The organism is Aeromonas mytilicola subsp. aquatica (genome assembly GCF_044336385.1).
Classification (GTDB): domain Bacteria; phylum Pseudomonadota; class Gammaproteobacteria; order Enterobacterales; family Aeromonadaceae; genus Aeromonas; species Aeromonas rivipollensis.
The window spans coordinates 398449-414502 of record NZ_CP172298.1; the positions used below are offsets into that span (position 1 = coordinate 398449).

20 protein-coding genes are annotated in these 16054 nt (G+C 61.0%); 8 read left to right on the top strand and 12 right to left on the bottom strand.

Annotation, left to right across the window (positions count from 1 at the left end):
* Positions 1–3: 3 nt before the first annotated feature.
* From hpf to npr, 4 genes are read left to right on the top strand one after another with little or no spacing between them, the layout of a single operon-like run.
* Complete coding sequence (hpf, locus tag ACFWHB_RS01975) at positions 4–291, top strand: ribosome hibernation promoting factor (RefSeq protein ID WP_005305957.1); 288 nt, start codon at positions 4–6, stop codon at positions 289–291.
* Between the two features lie 2 nt (positions 292–293).
* Positions 294–740, top strand: coding sequence for a PTS IIA-like nitrogen regulatory protein PtsN (ptsN, locus tag ACFWHB_RS01980; RefSeq protein ID WP_010675870.1), 447 nt, complete (start codon positions 294–296; stop codon positions 738–740).
* A gap of 40 nt (positions 741–780) precedes the next feature.
* A complete protein-coding gene (gene rapZ / locus ACFWHB_RS01985) occupies positions 781–1647 on the top strand; it encodes an RNase adapter RapZ (protein ID WP_139438909.1) in 867 nt (288 codons plus the stop codon).
* Positions 1648–1667: 20 nt separating this feature from the next.
* Entirely contained in the window at positions 1668–1940 is a 273-nt protein-coding gene (gene npr, locus ACFWHB_RS01990) for a PTS phosphocarrier protein NPr (protein WP_005331359.1), read from the top strand.
* 18 nt (positions 1941–1958) lie between these two features.
* Here the strand turns inward: npr and ACFWHB_RS01995 are convergent, their stop codons facing one another.
* The 12 genes from ACFWHB_RS01995 to ACFWHB_RS02050 all read right to left on the bottom strand — a co-directional run bounded on the left by ACFWHB_RS01995 (position 1959) and on the right by ACFWHB_RS02050 (position 12825).
* A complete protein-coding gene (locus tag ACFWHB_RS01995; protein WP_395949365.1) occupies positions 1959–3863 on the bottom strand; it encodes a BglG family transcription antiterminator in 1905 nt (634 codons plus the stop codon).
* A gap of 106 nt (positions 3864–3969) precedes the next feature.
* Positions 3970–4710 carry a 2-dehydro-3-deoxy-phosphogluconate aldolase gene (locus ACFWHB_RS02000; protein WP_168235946.1) on the bottom strand — a complete coding sequence of 247 codons (741 nt, stop codon included), beginning with the start codon at positions 4708–4710 and terminating at the stop codon, positions 3970–3972.
* The gene (locus ACFWHB_RS02005; RefSeq protein ID WP_111911154.1) at positions 4710–5825 is read right to left on the bottom strand and encodes a DgaE family pyridoxal phosphate-dependent ammonia lyase; all 1116 of its coding nucleotides are present in this window, start codon (positions 5823–5825) and stop codon (positions 4710–4712) included. The genes ACFWHB_RS02000 and ACFWHB_RS02005 overlap by 1 nt, the downstream gene beginning before the upstream one ends.
* The gene (locus ACFWHB_RS02010) at positions 5809–6948 is read right to left on the bottom strand and encodes an amidohydrolase/deacetylase family metallohydrolase (RefSeq protein ID WP_394293790.1); all 1140 of its coding nucleotides are present in this window, start codon (positions 6946–6948) and stop codon (positions 5809–5811) included. The genes ACFWHB_RS02005 and ACFWHB_RS02010 overlap by 17 nt, the downstream gene beginning before the upstream one ends.
* Before the next feature lie 42 nt (positions 6949–6990).
* A complete protein-coding gene (locus ACFWHB_RS02015) occupies positions 6991–7641 on the bottom strand; it encodes a DUF4310 family protein (protein WP_025328524.1) in 651 nt (216 codons plus the stop codon).
* 11 nt (positions 7642–7652) lie between these two features.
* Complete coding sequence (locus ACFWHB_RS02020) at positions 7653–8429, bottom strand: DUF4311 domain-containing protein (protein ID WP_106885632.1); 777 nt, start codon at positions 8427–8429, stop codon at positions 7653–7655.
* Between the two features lie 25 nt (positions 8430–8454).
* Entirely contained in the window at positions 8455–8751 is a 297-nt protein-coding gene (locus ACFWHB_RS02025) for a DUF4312 family protein (RefSeq protein WP_025328522.1), read from the bottom strand.
* Positions 8751–9116, bottom strand: a complete 366-nt coding sequence (locus tag ACFWHB_RS02030; protein ID WP_106885634.1) for an SFCGS family glycine-rich protein — start codon at positions 9114–9116, stop codon at positions 8751–8753. The genes ACFWHB_RS02025 and ACFWHB_RS02030 overlap by 1 nt, the downstream gene beginning before the upstream one ends.
* Positions 9117–9479, bottom strand: coding sequence for a transcriptional regulator (locus ACFWHB_RS02035; RefSeq protein WP_106885635.1), 363 nt, complete (start codon positions 9477–9479; stop codon positions 9117–9119).
* A gap of 314 nt (positions 9480–9793) precedes the next feature.
* Positions 9794–10915 carry an outer membrane-stress sensor serine endopeptidase DegS gene (gene degS, locus ACFWHB_RS02040; RefSeq protein ID WP_106885636.1) on the bottom strand — a complete coding sequence of 374 codons (1122 nt, stop codon included), beginning with the start codon at positions 10913–10915 and terminating at the stop codon, positions 9794–9796.
* Positions 10916–11004: 89 nt separating this feature from the next.
* Positions 11005–12363, bottom strand: coding sequence for a Do family serine endopeptidase (locus ACFWHB_RS02045; protein WP_106885637.1), 1359 nt, complete (start codon positions 12361–12363; stop codon positions 11005–11007).
* 81 nt (positions 12364–12444) lie between these two features.
* The gene (locus ACFWHB_RS02050) at positions 12445–12825 is read right to left on the bottom strand and encodes a YhcB family protein (protein ID WP_163148904.1); all 381 of its coding nucleotides are present in this window, start codon (positions 12823–12825) and stop codon (positions 12445–12447) included.
* A 139-nt stretch (positions 12826–12964) separates the two neighbouring features.
* On the opposite strand from ACFWHB_RS02050, the gene zapE reads away from it, so the two are divergent.
* The 4 genes from zapE (at position 12965) to petA (ending at position 16052) form a co-directional block, all read left to right on the top strand.
* Complete coding sequence (gene zapE, locus ACFWHB_RS02055) at positions 12965–14059, top strand: cell division protein ZapE (RefSeq protein WP_289980673.1); 1095 nt, start codon at positions 12965–12967, stop codon at positions 14057–14059.
* A 266-nt stretch (positions 14060–14325) separates the two neighbouring features.
* Positions 14326–14754, top strand: a complete 429-nt coding sequence (rplM, locus tag ACFWHB_RS02060; protein ID WP_033132308.1) for a 50S ribosomal protein L13 — start codon at positions 14326–14328, stop codon at positions 14752–14754.
* 14 nt (positions 14755–14768) lie between these two features.
* Positions 14769–15161: a 30S ribosomal protein S9 gene (gene rpsI / locus ACFWHB_RS02065; RefSeq protein ID WP_005891084.1), complete on the top strand. Its 393-nt coding sequence runs from the start codon at positions 14769–14771 to the stop codon at positions 15159–15161.
* A 300-nt stretch (positions 15162–15461) separates the two neighbouring features.
* On the top strand, positions 15462–16052 hold the full coding sequence (gene petA, locus ACFWHB_RS02070; protein ID WP_025328515.1) for a ubiquinol-cytochrome c reductase iron-sulfur subunit: 591 nt from the start codon (positions 15462–15464) through the stop codon (positions 16050–16052).
* Positions 16053–16054 lie beyond the last annotated feature (2 nt).

Consider the following 16054-nt stretch of genomic DNA (forward strand, 5'->3'; position numbering starts at 1 on the left):
GTTATGCAAATTAACCTGACCGGACACCATGTCGAGATTACCGAAGCTCTGCGTGATTATGTGAATAACAAATTTGCCAAACTCGAGCGTCACTTTGACCATATCAACAACGTACATGTGGTGTTGAGCGTCGAAAAACTGAACCAGATCGCCGAAGCCAAGCTGCATGTCAGCGGTGGTGAGGTGTTCGCCAATTCGCAGCATGCCGACATGTATGCGGCGATTGATACCCTGCTGGATAAACTGGATCGGCAGATCATCAAGCACAAAGATAAGTTAAATCAAAAATAACTATGCAACTTGAACACATACTGAGTCGGGACTGCACCAAGAGTGCGGTCCCTTGTACCAGCAAGAAACGCGCCCTCGAGATCATCAGTGAGCTGGCCGCAGAGCGCCTCGGCGCCTCCCGCCAGGTACTGTTTGAAAGCCTGCTGGCGCGGGAAAAGATGGGCAGTACCGGGATCGGTGCCGGTATCGCCATTCCCCATGGCCGGATCGACGACGCCTTTGCGCCGACGGCCGTGCTGATGACCTTCTCCGAACCCATCCCTTTCGATTCTATCGACAATCAACCGGTTGACCTGCTCTTTGCATTGCTGGTGCCGGAAAGCGAGTGCAAGCAGCATCTCAAGACCCTTTCCCTGATGGCATCCAAGCTGGGTGACAAGGCCGTCTGCCGCCAGTTGCGCCAGGCGACCAGCGACGAAGAACTCTATCAGATCATGACCTCGGCCTGATGCCGGGTCTGACGCAGCCACGTTGGCGTGAGGGGACAAGATGCAGTTAATAGTGGTAAGCGGTCGTTCGGGCTCCGGTAAGACGGTGGCCCTGAGGGTGCTGGAGGATCTGGGTTACTACTGCGTGGATAACCTGCCGGTCAACCTGCTGCCCCAGCTGATCGTCTCGGTGGAGAGTCAGTATGACAAGCTGGCGGTCAGCATAGATGTGCGCAATCTGCCGACCCAGCCAGACAAGCTGGACAACCTGCTGACCCAGGTGCGCAACGAAGGGCGGGTGGAGTTCTCCAGCTTCTTCTTCGATGCAGACAACGGGACCCTGCTCAAGCGCTATGGCGAGAGCCGCCGGCTGCACCCCCTGTCTCGCAAGCAGCTGTCGCTGGATGAGGCGATTCGGGAAGAGACCCACCTGCTGGCGCCCCTCTCCTCGACCGCCGATCTGCGCATCGATACCACCAACCTCAGCATTCACGACCTCAGCGAGCTCATCAAGACCCGGGTGCTCGGCAAGAAAGAGAACGAGCTGGTGCTGGTGTTCGAGTCGTTCGGCTTCAAATACGGCATCCCCAAGGATGCGGACTTCGTGTTCGATGCCCGTTTCCTGCCCAACCCCCACTGGATCCCGGAGCTCAAGCCGTTTACCGGTCAGGATGAGCCCGTGGCCAACTACCTCTCGGCCCAGGCGGACGTGATGCTGTTCATCCAGCAGATAGAGAACATGCTGGTGACCTGGCTGCCCCACCTGGAGCGCAACAATCGCAGCTATGTGACCGTCGGCATAGGTTGTACCGGCGGACAACATCGTTCGGTGTTCATCGCCGAGCGGCTGGCCAGCACCTTCCGACTGCTTGGCAAGAACGTGCAGATCCGTCACCGCACGCTGGACAAGCGCTCCACCCAAGCCTGACAGACCCACAGGATGTTCAGATGACAGTTTCCGCCTCGGTAGAAGTCAAAAACAAGCTGGGAATCCATGCCAGACCGGCCATGATGCTGTTCGAGCTGGTGCAGGGGTTCGATGCCCATGTGCTGCTGCGCAACGAGGACGGCATCGAGGCCGATGCGGACAGCGTGATCGGCCTGCTGATGCTGGACTCTGCCCAGGGCAAGCAGGTGGAGGTGCAGGTCGAGGGCCCCGAAGAGGTGGAGGCCCTGGCCGCCGTGGTGGCGCTGTTCACCTCGGGCTTCAACGAGGAGTGAGCGGCGTCTCCCTTGCCGTCATGATCCGGCGCGCGCCAGCGCCTTGAAGTCGCAAAAATCCCGACAAGCCAGCAGAGCCCTGCTGGCTTTTTCGTTCATCAGCGCCAGAAACAGATCGTAGAGCCCCATGGCCTCCTCGTAGTCCGCCTTGCTGATGGCGAGCACGAAGATGAGGGTGGCGGTCTCGCCATTGCCCCAGTCGATTCCCTGAGGGGCCAGCACTGTATAGACCAGGGTGCGGCGGGCCAGCAGACCGAGGGAGTGGGGCAGGGCTATGCCCTCTCCCAGCAGGGTGGAGACGATGCGCTCCCGCTCTTGCAAGGATCCCCGGAATCCGCTTTCAACCAGATCCTCCGCCTCAAGCTGGCTACAGATGCGATCAAACAGCGCCGCCTGGCTGAGGGGTTCATCAAGCACCATGAAGTGGTCGGCATCGAAATACTTGTCCAGCAGGTAGGGGCGGGTGCGATCGATCAGCACCAGCTTGCCGAGCTGCTCCAGCTGGTACTGGGTCGGGAAGGGGGCGACCTGTACCACGGGGGCGTTCTTCTCGCTCACCTTGAGGGTGCTGATGACAAAGTCCTGCTCGATCTGTGCCAGTCCCTCGTAATCCCGTACCGACTCCAGAGTGGTCAGCTGCAGCTGGGGGTACTCCCGCCTGATGCGCGCCTCCAGTACCCGGAAGGTGGCGTTGCCCGCATCGCACAGGAGCATGGCCTGGGGGCGACGGGTGTAGCCGATATCATAGTGGCGCTCCAGGCCGACCCCGATATGGATCACCAGATAGCCTATCTCGTGATGGGTCAGCCGGTAGGGGGTCTGCCTTATCCACTCCGAGATGGCGGCCAGGGTGATGTCGTAGGCGAGGGGATAGTACTGCTTGATGTGGTCCGCCAGCGGGTTGTGGCTGCCTATCTGGTATTTGACCCGCAGCAGCATGGCACCTATGTGGGTCTGCAGGTCGGCCCGCAACTGCGGGTCGGCACGCAGATCATAGGGGTAGTGCTGGTGGATGTAGGTCAGCAGATGCTCCACCAGTTGCTCGCTCTCGGCGGCCATGGCCGGGCTGAGCTGGGGGGTATCGGCAGTGAGCCGGGCCTGGATCTGGATGGCGAGGCAGGCGATCTCCTCCTCCCCCGGCGGGGTCAGGGTCGGTAGCTCGGCATAGATGTCGCGGGCCACCGCGGCCAGGGTCTGGGTGATGTCGTCGCGGGCAAACTGGCGCAGCTCGTGGCCTGCCGCTTGACGCAACAGGGCGACGGCGCAGTAGATGGCGAGTTGTTGCAGGCTCTCGTCGGCGAGGCGCAACTGATGGCGGCCGAGCTGGGCATGGATGTGATTGCCCACGACCTCCAGGGTCTTGCTGGGACAGAGGGTGGGCAACAGGCTCTGCAACGGGTGGTTGTGCAGCAGCTCCTGGCAGAGCAGCTGGGTCAGACAGGCGCGGATCGCCGTCTCGCTCCCCTGAATGCGCATGCCCAGCCGTGGCTTGCTCTCTATGGTGAGCCCGAAGTGGGCGAGCCGCTCCCTCACCTGTGCCATGTCTCCCTGCAGGGCCGCCCGGCTCAGATACCAGGTATCCGCCAGCTCGTCGAGCTTGATCCCCTGCTCCGCCGTCAGCAGCAGGATCTGCAGATGCAGCACCCGCTCGCGACTGGTGCGCGGCAGGCTGCTCTCCTGTTCCTGTGCCGCCAGCAGCGCATCAAACAGCCCCTGATTGTAAATCTTGAGCTGATAGCCGGTGCCGCGCTGGTGGATCAGGTGGGCGCCCTGGGTGGCGATCAGCTCGTTGAGGGTCGCCACGTCGGTGCGCACCGTGCGGGTGGAGACATTGAGGCGACGGGCCAGCTCCTCCTGCGGCAGTGGTTCGGCATGGAGCTGGGTCAGCAGTTGATGGAGCCTGGGGTGGGGCAGCTTGATCATGGGGTGAGGCAAGACTCCTGTTGCGAAATAAAGGGTCGATGTTAACAAGGGGATCATCAACAAGCCAGACACCGGCCTGTGATCGGACCGGTGCCTGCGGGGGTCGTTATGCCAGCAGCGTTTTCACCGTGGCGAGCAGGGTGCGCACATCCTCGGGGCGGGTCTGGCCGCTCTCGCTGTCGATGATGGAACTGTAGACGTGGGGGATCACCTTCTCGACCCCGGCCTCCAGCGCGATGCGGACTATCTCCTCGAAGTTGTCGAGATCGATGCCGCCGGTGGGTTCCAGCCAGAAGCCGTGACGGGCACAAGCCTCGGCCACCGCCTGATACTCGTCGCGGCAGGCCAGGCCTCCCATGGGGAAGAACTTGACCGAGCTGCCGCCCATGTCCTTGAGCAGGGCGATGGCGGTATCGATGGGCACAATCCCGTCCGGCTGCTGGGCACTGAGGGGGCCGGTGGAGATCTTCACCATGCCGGGGGTGCCGGTGGGGGAGACAAGGCCGTTGACCAGGCTGTGAGGCTGACCCAGCAGCGCCCGGCTGGGGCCTACTCCGGTGAACACCTGGTTGACGTGCTGGGGTTGCAGCTGGCGAGCCAGCTCGGCCACCATGGCGGACTGGCGGGGATCCCCCGCCCCCAGACCGATGGAGAGGGCGTTGTCGATAAGCCTGGCGTACTCCCGCATGTCGGCAACGGCGGAGGGCACATCCGGGTAGTTCTTGGAGAGCACGCCGACCAGTACATGGCCCTCGGCCGCCTCATAGATGTCGACGGCATTCTGTCTGGACCCGGCCAGCACATTGAGACAGACACGATCACGGTAGTAGTTGGGAACAAGGGACATCAGCGGTTCTCCTGAACGAGGTGGGCAATGGCGGAATGGATCTGGTCTAGTTGGGCCGTGCTGACGCTGCGCACGTCAATCTCGATGTGCCCCTCGTTGGCCTTGTAGCCGCGGCAGTAGATGGCCGGATTGCCCTGCTGCAGGCGAGCCACCAGTTGCACCGTCGTCATGCCGATCTGAGCGTGGTCGAAGGCGATGTCGGTGCGGGCTATGTCGCGCCCCGCACTGTCCCACACCACCCGGGCGGTAACGCCGGGCAGCAGGTTCAGGCGCTCGATGAAGGATGCCATCTTGGCGGCCATGGCGGCGCCGCTCTCCTGCTCTTTCTCCAGGTAGCGCTCTATGGCGTGGGTCAGGCCGAGGATCCCCTCCTTGCCCACCTTCATGGCGCGCCCTATGCCGTTGGCCTGCTGCTTGACCCACTCCACATACTGACGCTTGCCGAGCACCAGGCCGCTGGTGGGCCCTTCGATGGCCTTGGCGCCGCTGTAGATGACGAGATCCGCCCCTTGCTGGTAATAGAGGCGCAGATCCTCTTCCGCCGCCGCATCGACGATGAGCGGCAGTCCGTGGGCCCTGGCCACCTCGGCTGCCTCAGAGACTGACAGAATGCTCTTCTGCACGCAGTGGTGGGACTTGATGTAGAGAATGGCGGCGGTACCGGGGTTGATGGCGGCAGCCAGCTGGGCGGGGGAGCATTCGTTGGCATAGCCAGCTTCTACCACCTTGCCGCCCCCCAGGTTGACCATGGTGCCGACCGGCGCGCCGAAGTTCACGTTGTGACCCTTGGGCAGCACTATCTCGCTCGGTACCCCGTGGGCATGGGCATGCAACTGCTCGAGGCGGTAGGGATCGCCGCGTACTATGACGGCGGCCACCGACTGGGCTATGCCGGCACTGGCGCAGGAGACCACCACGGCGTCTTCCACGCCGAGCAGATTGGCCAGGTAGGCACCTGTCTTGTTGACCAGGTCTTTGACCTCGAAGTAGTGGCCCAGGCCGAAGTTGACCGCGTCGACCACCTCCTGCTCCGGGGTGGAGACGCCGAGGATGGTCATGCGCCCGGAGGCGTTGATCACGGGTTTGAGCTGATATTTCTCATACACGGAAGGCATGGTGGGATTGTCCATATTGAGTGAGAACCAGGTCACCGCCGACCAGGGCGGCGAGGGGGCGCAGTTGCCGGTCGCCGTGGCGGGACTCGGCTTCGGTATCGGTAAAGAGCGTCGGGCCGCTCATGACCTCGAACAGGGTCAGATCGGCATCGGCGCCCACCTCGAGTCGTCCCTTGCCGGGCAGACGCAGGGCATCGGCGGCCTGGCTGGTGACGCAGGCGATCACCTGCTCCAGGGTCATGCCGATGGCGAGAAACTTCGACATCACGTGGGCCAGGCTGTAGACGGGGCCCTTGATGCGGTTCTTGCAGTAGATATCCGAGCTGATGGTGTGAGGAAGTATCCCTTGCCGGATGGCGGTCTCTGCCACCTCGAAGCTGAAGCTGGCGCCGCCGTGGCCGATGTCGAGGCGCAGGCCCCGTTGCATAGCCTCGCGTACAGCCTGGCGCAGTTCGCCAGCCGGGGTCAGGATGCGGTTGGGCTTGCCGTTGAAGCAGTGGGTCAGCAGATCCCCCTCTCCCAGCAGGGCGACTATCTCGTCGAGATCCGGCGGCGTATTGCCCACGTGCACCATGAGCGGCAGCTGGCCGTTGTCCCGCTGGATTTGTTTAGCCATGCGCAGGGGCTGCAGGCCGTTCTCGCCCACCACGCTGCCGCTCATCCGCGCCTTGATGCCGACGATGAAGGAGGGGTGACGCCGAATGGCCGCCTTGGCCAGCTCAGGGTCTATGTCGGCGGGGTTGGCCAGTTCGTTCTGGCGCAGCAGGCCGATGCGGGAGATGTTGAGCAGGGCATGGACCCGGGTCTTGCAGCCAGCGGCGAGGCGCTGGAAGTCGTCCACGTCGTCGGCCCCCGTGCTGCCCGCGTCTATGACTGTGGTGACACCGGACTCGACACCCACCTTGTCCGGCTCATCCTGATAGATGGGGGAGGCGGGGTAGCAGTGGGTGTGGCCATCAATCCAGCCGGCGCTCATATGAACCTGCCCGGCTAGTGTGAGGGTTCGCTTCGCCTCGACGGACTCTGGTAGTGCACCCAGCGCCGCTATCTTGCCGTCCTGGATGGCGATGTCGATGAGCTGGCCATTTCCCTGGCGTCCCGCTCTGATGATCATGTCATACATGGTGATGACCTCTGAAATGCCGCCCCGAAGGGCGGCGGGGGCTTAGGCCAGGGCGACGGGGAAGAAGGTACCGAGCAGCATGGCACCCAGGATGGCGCCGCCTGTGATGGGCTTCTCCCAGATGTAGAACAGCAGCGCTCCCGCCAGTGAACCCAGCCCAATGGGGATGGAGGCCCCCATGGCGGAGAGGATGATCAGGGGGCCGAGGAAGCGGCCCGAGCTGTTGCCAGCCCCCATCATCACATCCGCCCCGTAGGTGGAGTTGCTCTGGTTGATGGTGAACTTGCGCGCCAGGATGATCACGTAGCCGATGGCCAGGCCTATGGCCATGCCGGTGACCAGGGAGGCGCCGAAGTTCTCCACCGGGTAGACGATGCCGGCCCCTAGCAGAAGGGCGGGAACCCCCAGGCCGACGCCGGTCTGGATGGCGCCGCCTATGTCCAGGATCCCCACCAGGGAGCCCTCTATGATGCGGGCAAACAGGAAGCTGGCACCGAAGGCTGCGACCGCGCCGTAGGCACCTGTGTCCATCCCGGCTTTCAGCATGGCGACGAAGGCCACCTCGTTGAAGGCGCCGACCCCGTACAGGTAGAACATATGGGTCCCGGCAAAGACCCCGGCCGACAGCAGACCGACGAAGATGGGGAAGGACCAGTCGGCGTACCAGAAGTTGTTTCTCAGTTTCTCATCCATGTGGTGGTCCCTTATTTACTGCCAAGCAGGTGATGGACGTTTTCCAACCACAGGGGAATGCCCAGGTGGAAGGACTCAATCAGTTTCATATCGAAGCCGCGGAAGAAACCGCTCAGCACGAACAGCAGCACTATGGCGCTCATCATCACCTTGGTGACGTGGTTCCAGCCGCTCTCTTCCACTCCCTTGCCGATCAGGATGCCAAGTACCAGGCCCGGCACGGCGTTGCCCATGATGAGCTGCGCCAGACCGCCGAAGATGGTGGCCCAGAAGCCGGACTTCTTGCCCGCCTCTATGGCGGCCAGCCAGAAGATCACCGGCATGACGGTGTTGACCAGCAGGTTGGCGGCCGGCACCAGCACCTTGACCGCAGTGACCTGCAGGGCCTCGGGCACGGCCGCAGCCGTGCTGTTGAGGAAGGCGACGACTATGGCACCTATGATGCCGCCGGCGATGGCCATCTTCTTCGGGTCGTGCAGGGTAGTGGCGAGATCCCGGTTCTTGAACAGCAGCGCGGCCGTGGCCCAGTGCGGGATGATGCGGTGATCCACATCCTGGGTGAAGGCACCGGCCGCGACCGTTGAGGCCCAGGCATTGAAGAAGAAGCCAAGCCCGAACGAGAAGTGGGAGGCGGGATCCCCTTCGCAGGAGTTGAGCTCACCCAGGGTGCGGAAGGCACCCATGCCCTGTACTGTCGGGGCGTGGAACATCCGCGCCGCACCGGCTCCCACGCCGACGCCCACCAGGCCGCCGATGATGAGTGACTTCATCAAAATGATTAGAAACATCCAACATGTCCTTTTGGTTGTGGGGTTACGCCCTGGTGAAATCCACCTTGTCGACATCCAGGCTGCTGACCTTGACCGAGATCTCCAGCTGGACGCGGAACTCGCGGCGCTGGCGCGGCAGGAAGAAGAACAGGAACTTCTCCACCCGCACCGACTCCTCGGCCTTGAGCACCCGTACCTCGAGCGGCTCGATGCGCAGCATCACTCTGGGGTTGTCCTTGAGCAGGCTGGATTGCACCTGACCGAGGGCGGCGGCAAACGCCTGCTGGCGGGTCGCCCCCTTGCCGTTGACCATGACCTGGGTGGTGAAGTCCTCTTTCATCAGGCGCGCCCGTGTTTCTTGGCGAAGGCCTCGACCAGCTTCTGGCCCAGCTCTTCCTTGTCCATGAAGCCGAAGCCCAGCACCACGCAGCCTTCGTTGATGGCGGTCACACCCTCCTCTACGGAGCGCATGCCGTAGCGGCACTTGTAGCCGTACTTGGTCTGGGCCGTGATGGCGCCGGCGCCACCGCTGCCGCAGAAGGAGATGCCGAGATCCGCCTGCTCCTTGTTCATCACATCACCGAGCTTCATGTCGGCGGCCATGCCGGGGATGACGGTCACTGTGGCGCCGGCGGCCTCTGCCCCTGCTCCTACCTTCTGACCTTTGCCGAGACGATCTCCAATCACGAGTTTGATGGCTGACATTTAGATTTCTCCTTTGACTGAGCTGAGTTCATTTTCTTTGGCAACTTCGAAATGGACGGACAAGAGATGGGCCTCTTCATAGGCCAGCCTGTCCAGCCAGCCGACCACCTGTTCGGCGAGGCGCAGAGAGAGGGGGGAGATCTCCTCGAACAGACTGAGGTCGACCTCGGGCAGGGCTTCACCGCTGTGGGAGCGCCACACCATGGCCTTGACGTGGGAGGCGAGCATCTGTTTCTGCACCTCGTTGGGGATGATGCCCTGATCCGCCAGCAGGCTGTGGATGCGCGCCAGAGTGAGATCTGTCTTGCGCAGCAACGCCGGGCTGTTCGGGGTCAGGGCTGTGTCATGAGTGTCGGTAGTCAAGGTCTGCTCTCCAAGGCTGGCAGAAAGGATGGGATTACCTTAAGACGGGGAAGAGAGCAGGAGGAGGCACTGTTTTTCCGATTCGAAATGGAAATTCCGGGCAAAAAGCCCCGAAAGAGGCCGGATTTGTGGCGGCAAGGGGGAAAGGGAGGGGATTGACCCCGGTGTCGTGTGAGCGGGACCACAGTTTCACCCCGCAGCCGCCCGGTCGTGTGCCGGTGGAAACTGTGAGTCATCTCACGCCAGGAAAGGGGGGCCTGAGAAGGAGGCACGAAAAAGGGGCCTTGATGGCCCCTCTGTTGGCTCCCTTGCCGTCAGCTGGCGGGTGATGCGCTGCTGGTGGGCAGATTCTGGTAGCGCACGTCTTCCTCTATGATGACGTCGACGTCCAGAGGCTTGCCATTGCGGATCACCGAGATGGTCAGCTTGGTGCCGGGGCGGCTCTCGACGATCTTGTCCATCACGGGGCGCACGCCGCTGATGGCCTCGCCGTTGATCTTGAGCAGCACATCCCCGCGCCTGAGGCCGGCCTTGGTGGCCGGGCCGTCGGGATCCAGACTCTCCACCACCAGACCCTGCAGATCCCCGAGATTCATCATGCGCGCGACTATGGGGTTGATCTCGACGCTGGAGATGCCGAGGTAGCCGCGAATGACACGGCCATTGGCGATCAGCTCGTCCATGATCCGCTTGGCCAGCTTGTAGGGGATGGCGAAGCTGATGCCGTAGCTCTCCTGATTGCCATTGAGGTGGTAGGCGGCGGTGTTGATGCCCACCAGGTCGCCACGGCCATTCACCAGGGCGCCACCCGAGTTGCCCTCGTTGATGGCGGCATCTGTCTGCAGCAGATCCTGCCGGCCGTTGCTGTCCGGTCCCATGCTGGAGAGACCTATGCGGCCGGTGGCACTGATGATGCCCTGGGTGATGGTCTGGCCGACGTTGTAGGGGTTGCCGATGGCGAGCACCACATCGCCCACGTCCGGCAGCCGCTCCGGATCCTGCGGTATCACCGGCAGGTTGTCCGACTCTATGTAGAGCACGGCGAGATCGGTCAGCTTGTCGGTGCCGACCAGCTCGGCGCTGAATACCCGGCCATCCTGCAGCGCGACTATGATCTGGTCCGCATCGGCGATGACGTGGTAGTTGGTCAGCACATGGCCGCGCTGGTTCATGATGACCCCTGAGCCCAGTCCCTGTGGCCTCAGCTCCGCCTTCTCGCCGCGATTGCCGGCGAAACTGCGGGTGTAGATGTTGACGACGGCAGGGCCGGCGCGGTGGGCGGCATAGGAGAAACTCAGCTCGCGGGCATTGGTGATGAGACCCGGCAGGGGGGCGCCGCCCCGAAAACTGGGGAACAGCAGCAGCAGGAGCGCAGCCACGGTGAGGCCAAAGCCGACAGACTTGCCCAAGTAACTGATCAAAGGTGGGATTTTCATGTCATTCTCGTCCGTACATGCTGCGCGCAGAGAATAACATTATCGGTGGATAAAAATCACCCGCGGCGGTCGCCGCGGGTGTGAGGGACTTAACGGATCACCAAATAGAGCGAGGAGTCGCCGCGCTGTATGTTCAGCGCCAGGACTTCCGGCTTGTTCTTCAAGGCCTTGGTCAGCTCATCCATGGAGTTGATGCGCAGACGGTTGACCCCGATGATGATGTCGCCCTTCTGCAGGCCGGCTGCGGCGGCAGGGGAGCGCGGATCTATGTCGGCCACAGCTACGCCGGTCACCGGATCCGAGGTGGTGCTGAGCTTGGCCCCTTCCAGTGCCGGGTGCAGGGCGCTGGCGAGGATCTCGCTGTCATCTGCCTTCTTCAGGGTGACCTTGACGGTCTGCTCCTTGCCATCACGGATGAGGCCGAGAGCAACCTGCTTGTCGGCGCCCATGGTGGCGATCTTGGCACGCAGTTCACCGAACGAGCGGATGGGCTTGCCATCTATGCTGATGATGATGTCGCCGGCCTTGATGCCCGCCTTGGCGGCGGCGGAGTCAGGCATGACCTGGTTGACGAAGGCACCATCCTTCTTGTTGTAACCGAAGGACTTGGCGATATCCGTGGTCAGCTCTGTGCCGGTGATCCCCAACTGGCCACGGCGCACTTCACCGTATTTCACGATCTGTTCGGACAGATCGCGCACCATGTTGGAGGGGATGGCAAAGCCGATACCTATGTTGCCGCCGTTCGGGCCCAGGATGGCGGTGTTGATGCCGATAAGCTCCCCACGCAGGTTGAGCAGGGCGCCACCCGAGTTGCCCGAGTTGATGGCCGCATCGGTCTGGATGAAGTTCTCCAGGTTCTCGATGTTGAGGCCGCTGCGACCCAGGGCGCTGACGATGCCCGAGGTGACGGTCTGACCCAGGCCGAAGGGGTTGCCGATGGCCAGGGCATAGTCACCGACCCGCAGCTCGTCCGAGTCGGCGAACTTGATCTGCACCAGGTCCTCCGCCTTGATTTGCAGCAGGGCGATATCGGACTGCTTGTCTTCACCTATCTTCTTGGCCGCGTATTCGCGACCGTCTTTCAGGTTGACCTTGATCTCGTCCGCCTCGTGGACCACGTGGGCGTTGGTGATCACGTAGCCCTTCTTGGCATCGATGATGACGCCGGAGCCAAGGGCCTGGAAGGGCTGCTCGCTCACCTGCTCATCGGGCATGTTGGGGCCGAAGAAGAAGCGGAATTGTTCCGGCAGGCGCTGGCGGGTGATCTTCTTGCCAGAGACGGAGATGTTGACCACGGCAGGGGTTACCTGCTCGAGGACGGGGGCCAGGCTCGGCATCTCCTGGCTGTTGCCCATCAGGGGCAGGGCGGCTTGTGCCGGCGCGGCTGACAGGGCGATACCGACACTGAGGGCTAACACACTGAATACAGAAAGAGATTTACGCATATGAGAAACAGCTCCCAGAAAAAGTTGCAATGCAATCGTCAAGGTCTGACCACGATAAGGCGTAATTAGTTCCACCAGAGGCTAACCGGGCTGCTTGAGCAGGCCGGAGGCTCCGGCGTAGTCACGGGGCGGCTGGCCCGGCTCCTCGCTGGCGGAGTCAGCGTTGCCTTCTTCCACCTGAGGTTCGCGGAACAAGGGTTCCTGCGCCTTGGCGAGGAACTTGCTCTGTTCGGCCATGTGGCGATAGAGGGTCTGGTATTGATCGGCCAACTGCTCCATCAGGGCGGCGCTGTCGGCGAAGTGGGTGGTGATCTGGCCCTGGTAGCTTTCCAGCTCCTTGTGAGCCTTTTTCAGCTCCTGTTCCAGGCGCCCGGCATCCCGGCTGCGGACAGTGAAACGGCCGATCAACACGCCGATGATCAGGGCGGCTACCGCCAGCAGGATCCCGTTTAACAGAGTCATAGAAGCTCCTTGTTACAGCTAAATCGATGAGTTTGAGGCGGCCGGATTGACCGCGATGCCTCGTTGGCACTATACCGTGCACCCCGAGAGCGTGATACCATTTTGTCCCTCATTCAGGGACTTGGAGGCGGTTTACAGGATGACCCCGCAGCAAAAATACCAGCAGGATTTGCAGCGTCCCGGCTTTTTGGCCGACCCGGCCCAGGCGATGGCCGTGACCCGCCTGGAGCGACTCTATCAGGATTTGTGCGCCAGCCCGACTCCGACCAGATCCCGTGGCCTGCTCGGCTGGCTGCAAAAGCCGAAAGCCCGCGAGCCCATCCTGGGTCTCTATATGTGGGGCGGAGTGGGCAGAGGCAAGACCTGGCTGATGGATACTTTTTTCGACAGCCTGCCGGGGGAGCGCAAACTGCGCGTCCACTTCCACCGTTTCATGCATCGGGTGCACGATGAACTCAAGGGGCTGACCGGTCAGGCCGATCCGCTCAAGCTCATCGCCAGCAAGCTGGCCGGCGAGACAGACATCATCTGCTTTGACGAGTTTTTCGTCTCCGACATCACGGATGCCATGCTGCTGGGCACCCTGTTCCAGGAGCTATTTGGTCATGGCGTTGTGCTGGTGGCCACCTCCAACATCCCGCCTCGGGATCTTTATCGCAATGGACTGCAGCGGGCCCGCTTTCTGCCTGCCATCGCCCTCATAGAGCACCACTGCGAGGTACTCAATGTGGATGGTGGCGTCGACTACCGGCTGCGCACCCTGGAGCAGGCGGAAATCTATCACTTCCCGCTGGATCAGCAGGCCAAGTCCAATCTGGACCGCTATTTTCGGCAACTGACCGGGCTGGGGCAGATCGCGGCCGCCACGCTTGAGATCAACCATCGTCAGCTGAGCGCGCTGGGCGTGGGGGAAGGAGTGCTTTATATGGAGTTCGAACAGCTCTGCTGTACTCCGCGATCCCAGGGGGACTACATAGAGCTGGCCCGGGAGTTTCACACCGTCCTGCTGGCCAACGTGCAGCCCATGGGCACAGGCACGGACGATGCGGCGCGCCGTTTCATCGCCATGGTGGACGAGTTCTATGAGCGACACGTCAAACTCATTCTGTCGGCGGCGGTGCCTATGGCCGCGCTCTACGGAGATGGCCTGCTGAATTTCGAATTCAAGCGCTGTCTTTCACGGCTTCAGGAAATGCAATCGCACGAATACCTTGCAAGAGTGCACCTTCCTTAGTCACAATACCGCGCCTGCCAGTCGGATGGGCATCTGCGGCAGGTAGGGCCGGGCGACATTTGCTAGCTTCATGGCAGTGAAATTAGCAGGTGATATTTAAGGCAACTTCACTTATAATCGCCCGGCCCACGTTACAGCTGTCGATAAGACAGCAACACTTTAAGCTTTACTTGTATTCGAAGGGGTACAGGTAGGCCATCGTTTGTTGTTTGTGGGAGAGCCCCCATAAGCAATTGGGTCTGTAACAGGTAATTGGGTTTAACTTAATGAAAACTTTCGTTGCCAAGCCAGAAACCGTAAAACGTGACTGGTACATTGTGGACGCAGAAGGTAAAACTCTGGGTCGTATCGCAACCGAGATCGCTGCTCGTCTGCGTGGTAAGCACAAAGCTGAATACACTCCGCACGTTGACACCGGTGATTACATCATCGTTGTAAACGCTGAGAAGGTACACGTAACCGGTAAGAAATTTACCGACAAAATGTACCATTCTCACTCCGGTTTCCCGGGTGGTATCAAGTCCATCAGCTTTGACAAGCTGATTCAGCGCAAGCCGGAAATGGTAATCGAAGCTGCCGTCAAGGGCATGCTGCCGAAGGGTCCGCTGGGCCGTGCCATGTTCCGTAAGCTGAAAGTTTACGCAGGCGCAGAGCACGCTCATGCTGCTCAGCAACCTCAAGTACTGGATATCTAACGGGAACTGGCAACATGGCAGAAAATCAATACTACGGTACCGGCCGTCGCAAAAGCTCCACTGCTCGCGTCTTTATCAAAGCGGGTAGCGGTAAAATCGTAATCAACCAGCGCTCCCTGGAGCAATACTTCGGCCGTCCGACTGCCCGCATGGTAGTTCGTCAGCCGCTGGAACTGGTTGAGATGACCGAGAAACTGGATCTGTACATCACCGTTAACGGTGGTGGCATCTCCGGTCAAGCTGGTGCGATCCGCCACGGTATCACTCGTGCTCTGATGCAGTACGACGAGACCCTGCGTGGCGAACTGCGTAAAGCTGGCTTTGTTACTCGCGATGCCCGTAAGGTTGAGCGTAAGAAAGTCGGTCTGCACAAAGCGCGTAAGCGTCCGCAGTACTCCAAGCGTTAATTCGCTTTTGGTACGCACTCTCACGAGTGTCAAAAAAGCCTGGCCATGTGCCAGGCTTTTTTTATTGGTAATATTACATACGCCAATGCTAACCATACGTCACAAAAGACAAAAATTTGTGTATTTATTGTTTTTGCCCATCGCTTCTCTTTCTTGTCAAATTGTTATCTTTTCTTTAAAATTTCCATGGTCTTTCTGTGTCAATTGCCACTCCGCTTCCGCCGCAGTTGTCAGAGGGAGAGGAGATAGGAAACGGGGACACTATAAGAATGAGCGGAGTCCACATGGGAGAGTTTTTGGATGAGCAATGCGCCAGTTGATACCGGTCGCCGCAGATTTCTTACCTGGTCAACGGTTGCCGTTGGCGGTGTAGGAGCTGCTTTTACCGCAGTGCCGTTTATAAAGTCATGGAATCCGAGTGCCAAAGCCAAAGCGGCCGGGGCACCGGTAGAGGTGGATATCAGCAAGTTGGAACCGGGTCAGCTGATCCGCGTCGAGTGGCGCGGCAAGCCGGTCTGGGTGGTGAAGCGCACCAAGCAGACCCTGGATGCCCTGGCCACGCACGATGACAAACTGCGCGATCCCGCCTCCGATGAGCCACAGCAGCCGGACTATGCCCACAACGGCTACAGATCCATCAAGCCGGAGATCTTCGTGGCGGTCGGTATCTGTACCCATCTGGGTTGCTCCCCCTCCTACCTGCCGGACAGCTTCGGCGAGCAGGTGCAAGGGGTGACCTCCGGCTTCTTCTGCCCATGCCATGGTTCCAAGTTCGACATGGCCGGTCGAGTGTTCCAGGGCGTGCCCGCACCGCTGAACCTGGTCATTCCGCCATACCAATTTCTTAGCGACACCACCATTCTGGTCGGTGCCGATGGCAAGGAGGCCTGACC

Coding starts and splice junctions, on each gene's coding strand:
- ACFWHB_RS01995 (WP_395949365.1), bottom strand. CDS start 3,863: ATGATCAAGCTGCCCCACCCCAGGCTCCATCAACTGCTGACCCAGCTC.
- rplM (WP_033132308.1), top strand. CDS start 14,326: ATGAAAACTTTCGTTGCCAAGCCAGAAACCGTAAAACGTGACTGGTAC.
- ACFWHB_RS02015 (WP_025328524.1), bottom strand. CDS start 7,641: ATGGATGAGAAACTGAGAAACAACTTCTGGTACGCCGACTGGTCCTTC.
- ACFWHB_RS02020 (WP_106885632.1), bottom strand. CDS start 8,429: ATGTTTCTAATCATTTTGATGAAGTCACTCATCATCGGCGGCCTGGTG.
- ACFWHB_RS02010 (WP_394293790.1), bottom strand. CDS start 6,948: ATGTATGACATGATCATCAGAGCGGGACGCCAGGGAAATGGCCAGCTC.
- degS (WP_106885636.1), bottom strand. CDS start 10,915: ATGAAAATCCCACCTTTGATCAGTTACTTGGGCAAGTCTGTCGGCTTT.
- rapZ (WP_139438909.1), top strand. CDS start 781: ATGCAGTTAATAGTGGTAAGCGGTCGTTCGGGCTCCGGTAAGACGGTG.
- ptsN (WP_010675870.1), top strand. CDS start 294: ATGCAACTTGAACACATACTGAGTCGGGACTGCACCAAGAGTGCGGTC.
- ACFWHB_RS02045 (WP_106885637.1), bottom strand. CDS start 12,363: ATGCGTAAATCTCTTTCTGTATTCAGTGTGTTAGCCCTCAGTGTCGGT.
- zapE (WP_289980673.1), top strand. CDS start 12,965: ATGACCCCGCAGCAAAAATACCAGCAGGATTTGCAGCGTCCCGGCTTT.
- ACFWHB_RS02005 (WP_111911154.1), bottom strand. CDS start 5,825: ATGCCTTCCGTGTATGAGAAATATCAGCTCAAACCCGTGATCAACGCC.
- rpsI (WP_005891084.1), top strand. CDS start 14,769: ATGGCAGAAAATCAATACTACGGTACCGGCCGTCGCAAAAGCTCCACT.
- ACFWHB_RS02000 (WP_168235946.1), bottom strand. CDS start 4,710: ATGTCCCTTGTTCCCAACTACTACCGTGATCGTGTCTGTCTCAATGTG.
- ACFWHB_RS02050 (WP_163148904.1), bottom strand. CDS start 12,825: ATGACTCTGTTAAACGGGATCCTGCTGGCGGTAGCCGCCCTGATCATC.
- petA (WP_025328515.1), top strand. CDS start 15,462: ATGAGCAATGCGCCAGTTGATACCGGTCGCCGCAGATTTCTTACCTGG.
- npr (WP_005331359.1), top strand. CDS start 1,668: ATGACAGTTTCCGCCTCGGTAGAAGTCAAAAACAAGCTGGGAATCCAT.
- hpf (WP_005305957.1), top strand. CDS start 4: ATGCAAATTAACCTGACCGGACACCATGTCGAGATTACCGAAGCTCTG.
- ACFWHB_RS02025 (WP_025328522.1), bottom strand. CDS start 8,751: ATGAAAGAGGACTTCACCACCCAGGTCATGGTCAACGGCAAGGGGGCG.
- ACFWHB_RS02030 (WP_106885634.1), bottom strand. CDS start 9,116: ATGTCAGCCATCAAACTCGTGATTGGAGATCGTCTCGGCAAAGGTCAG.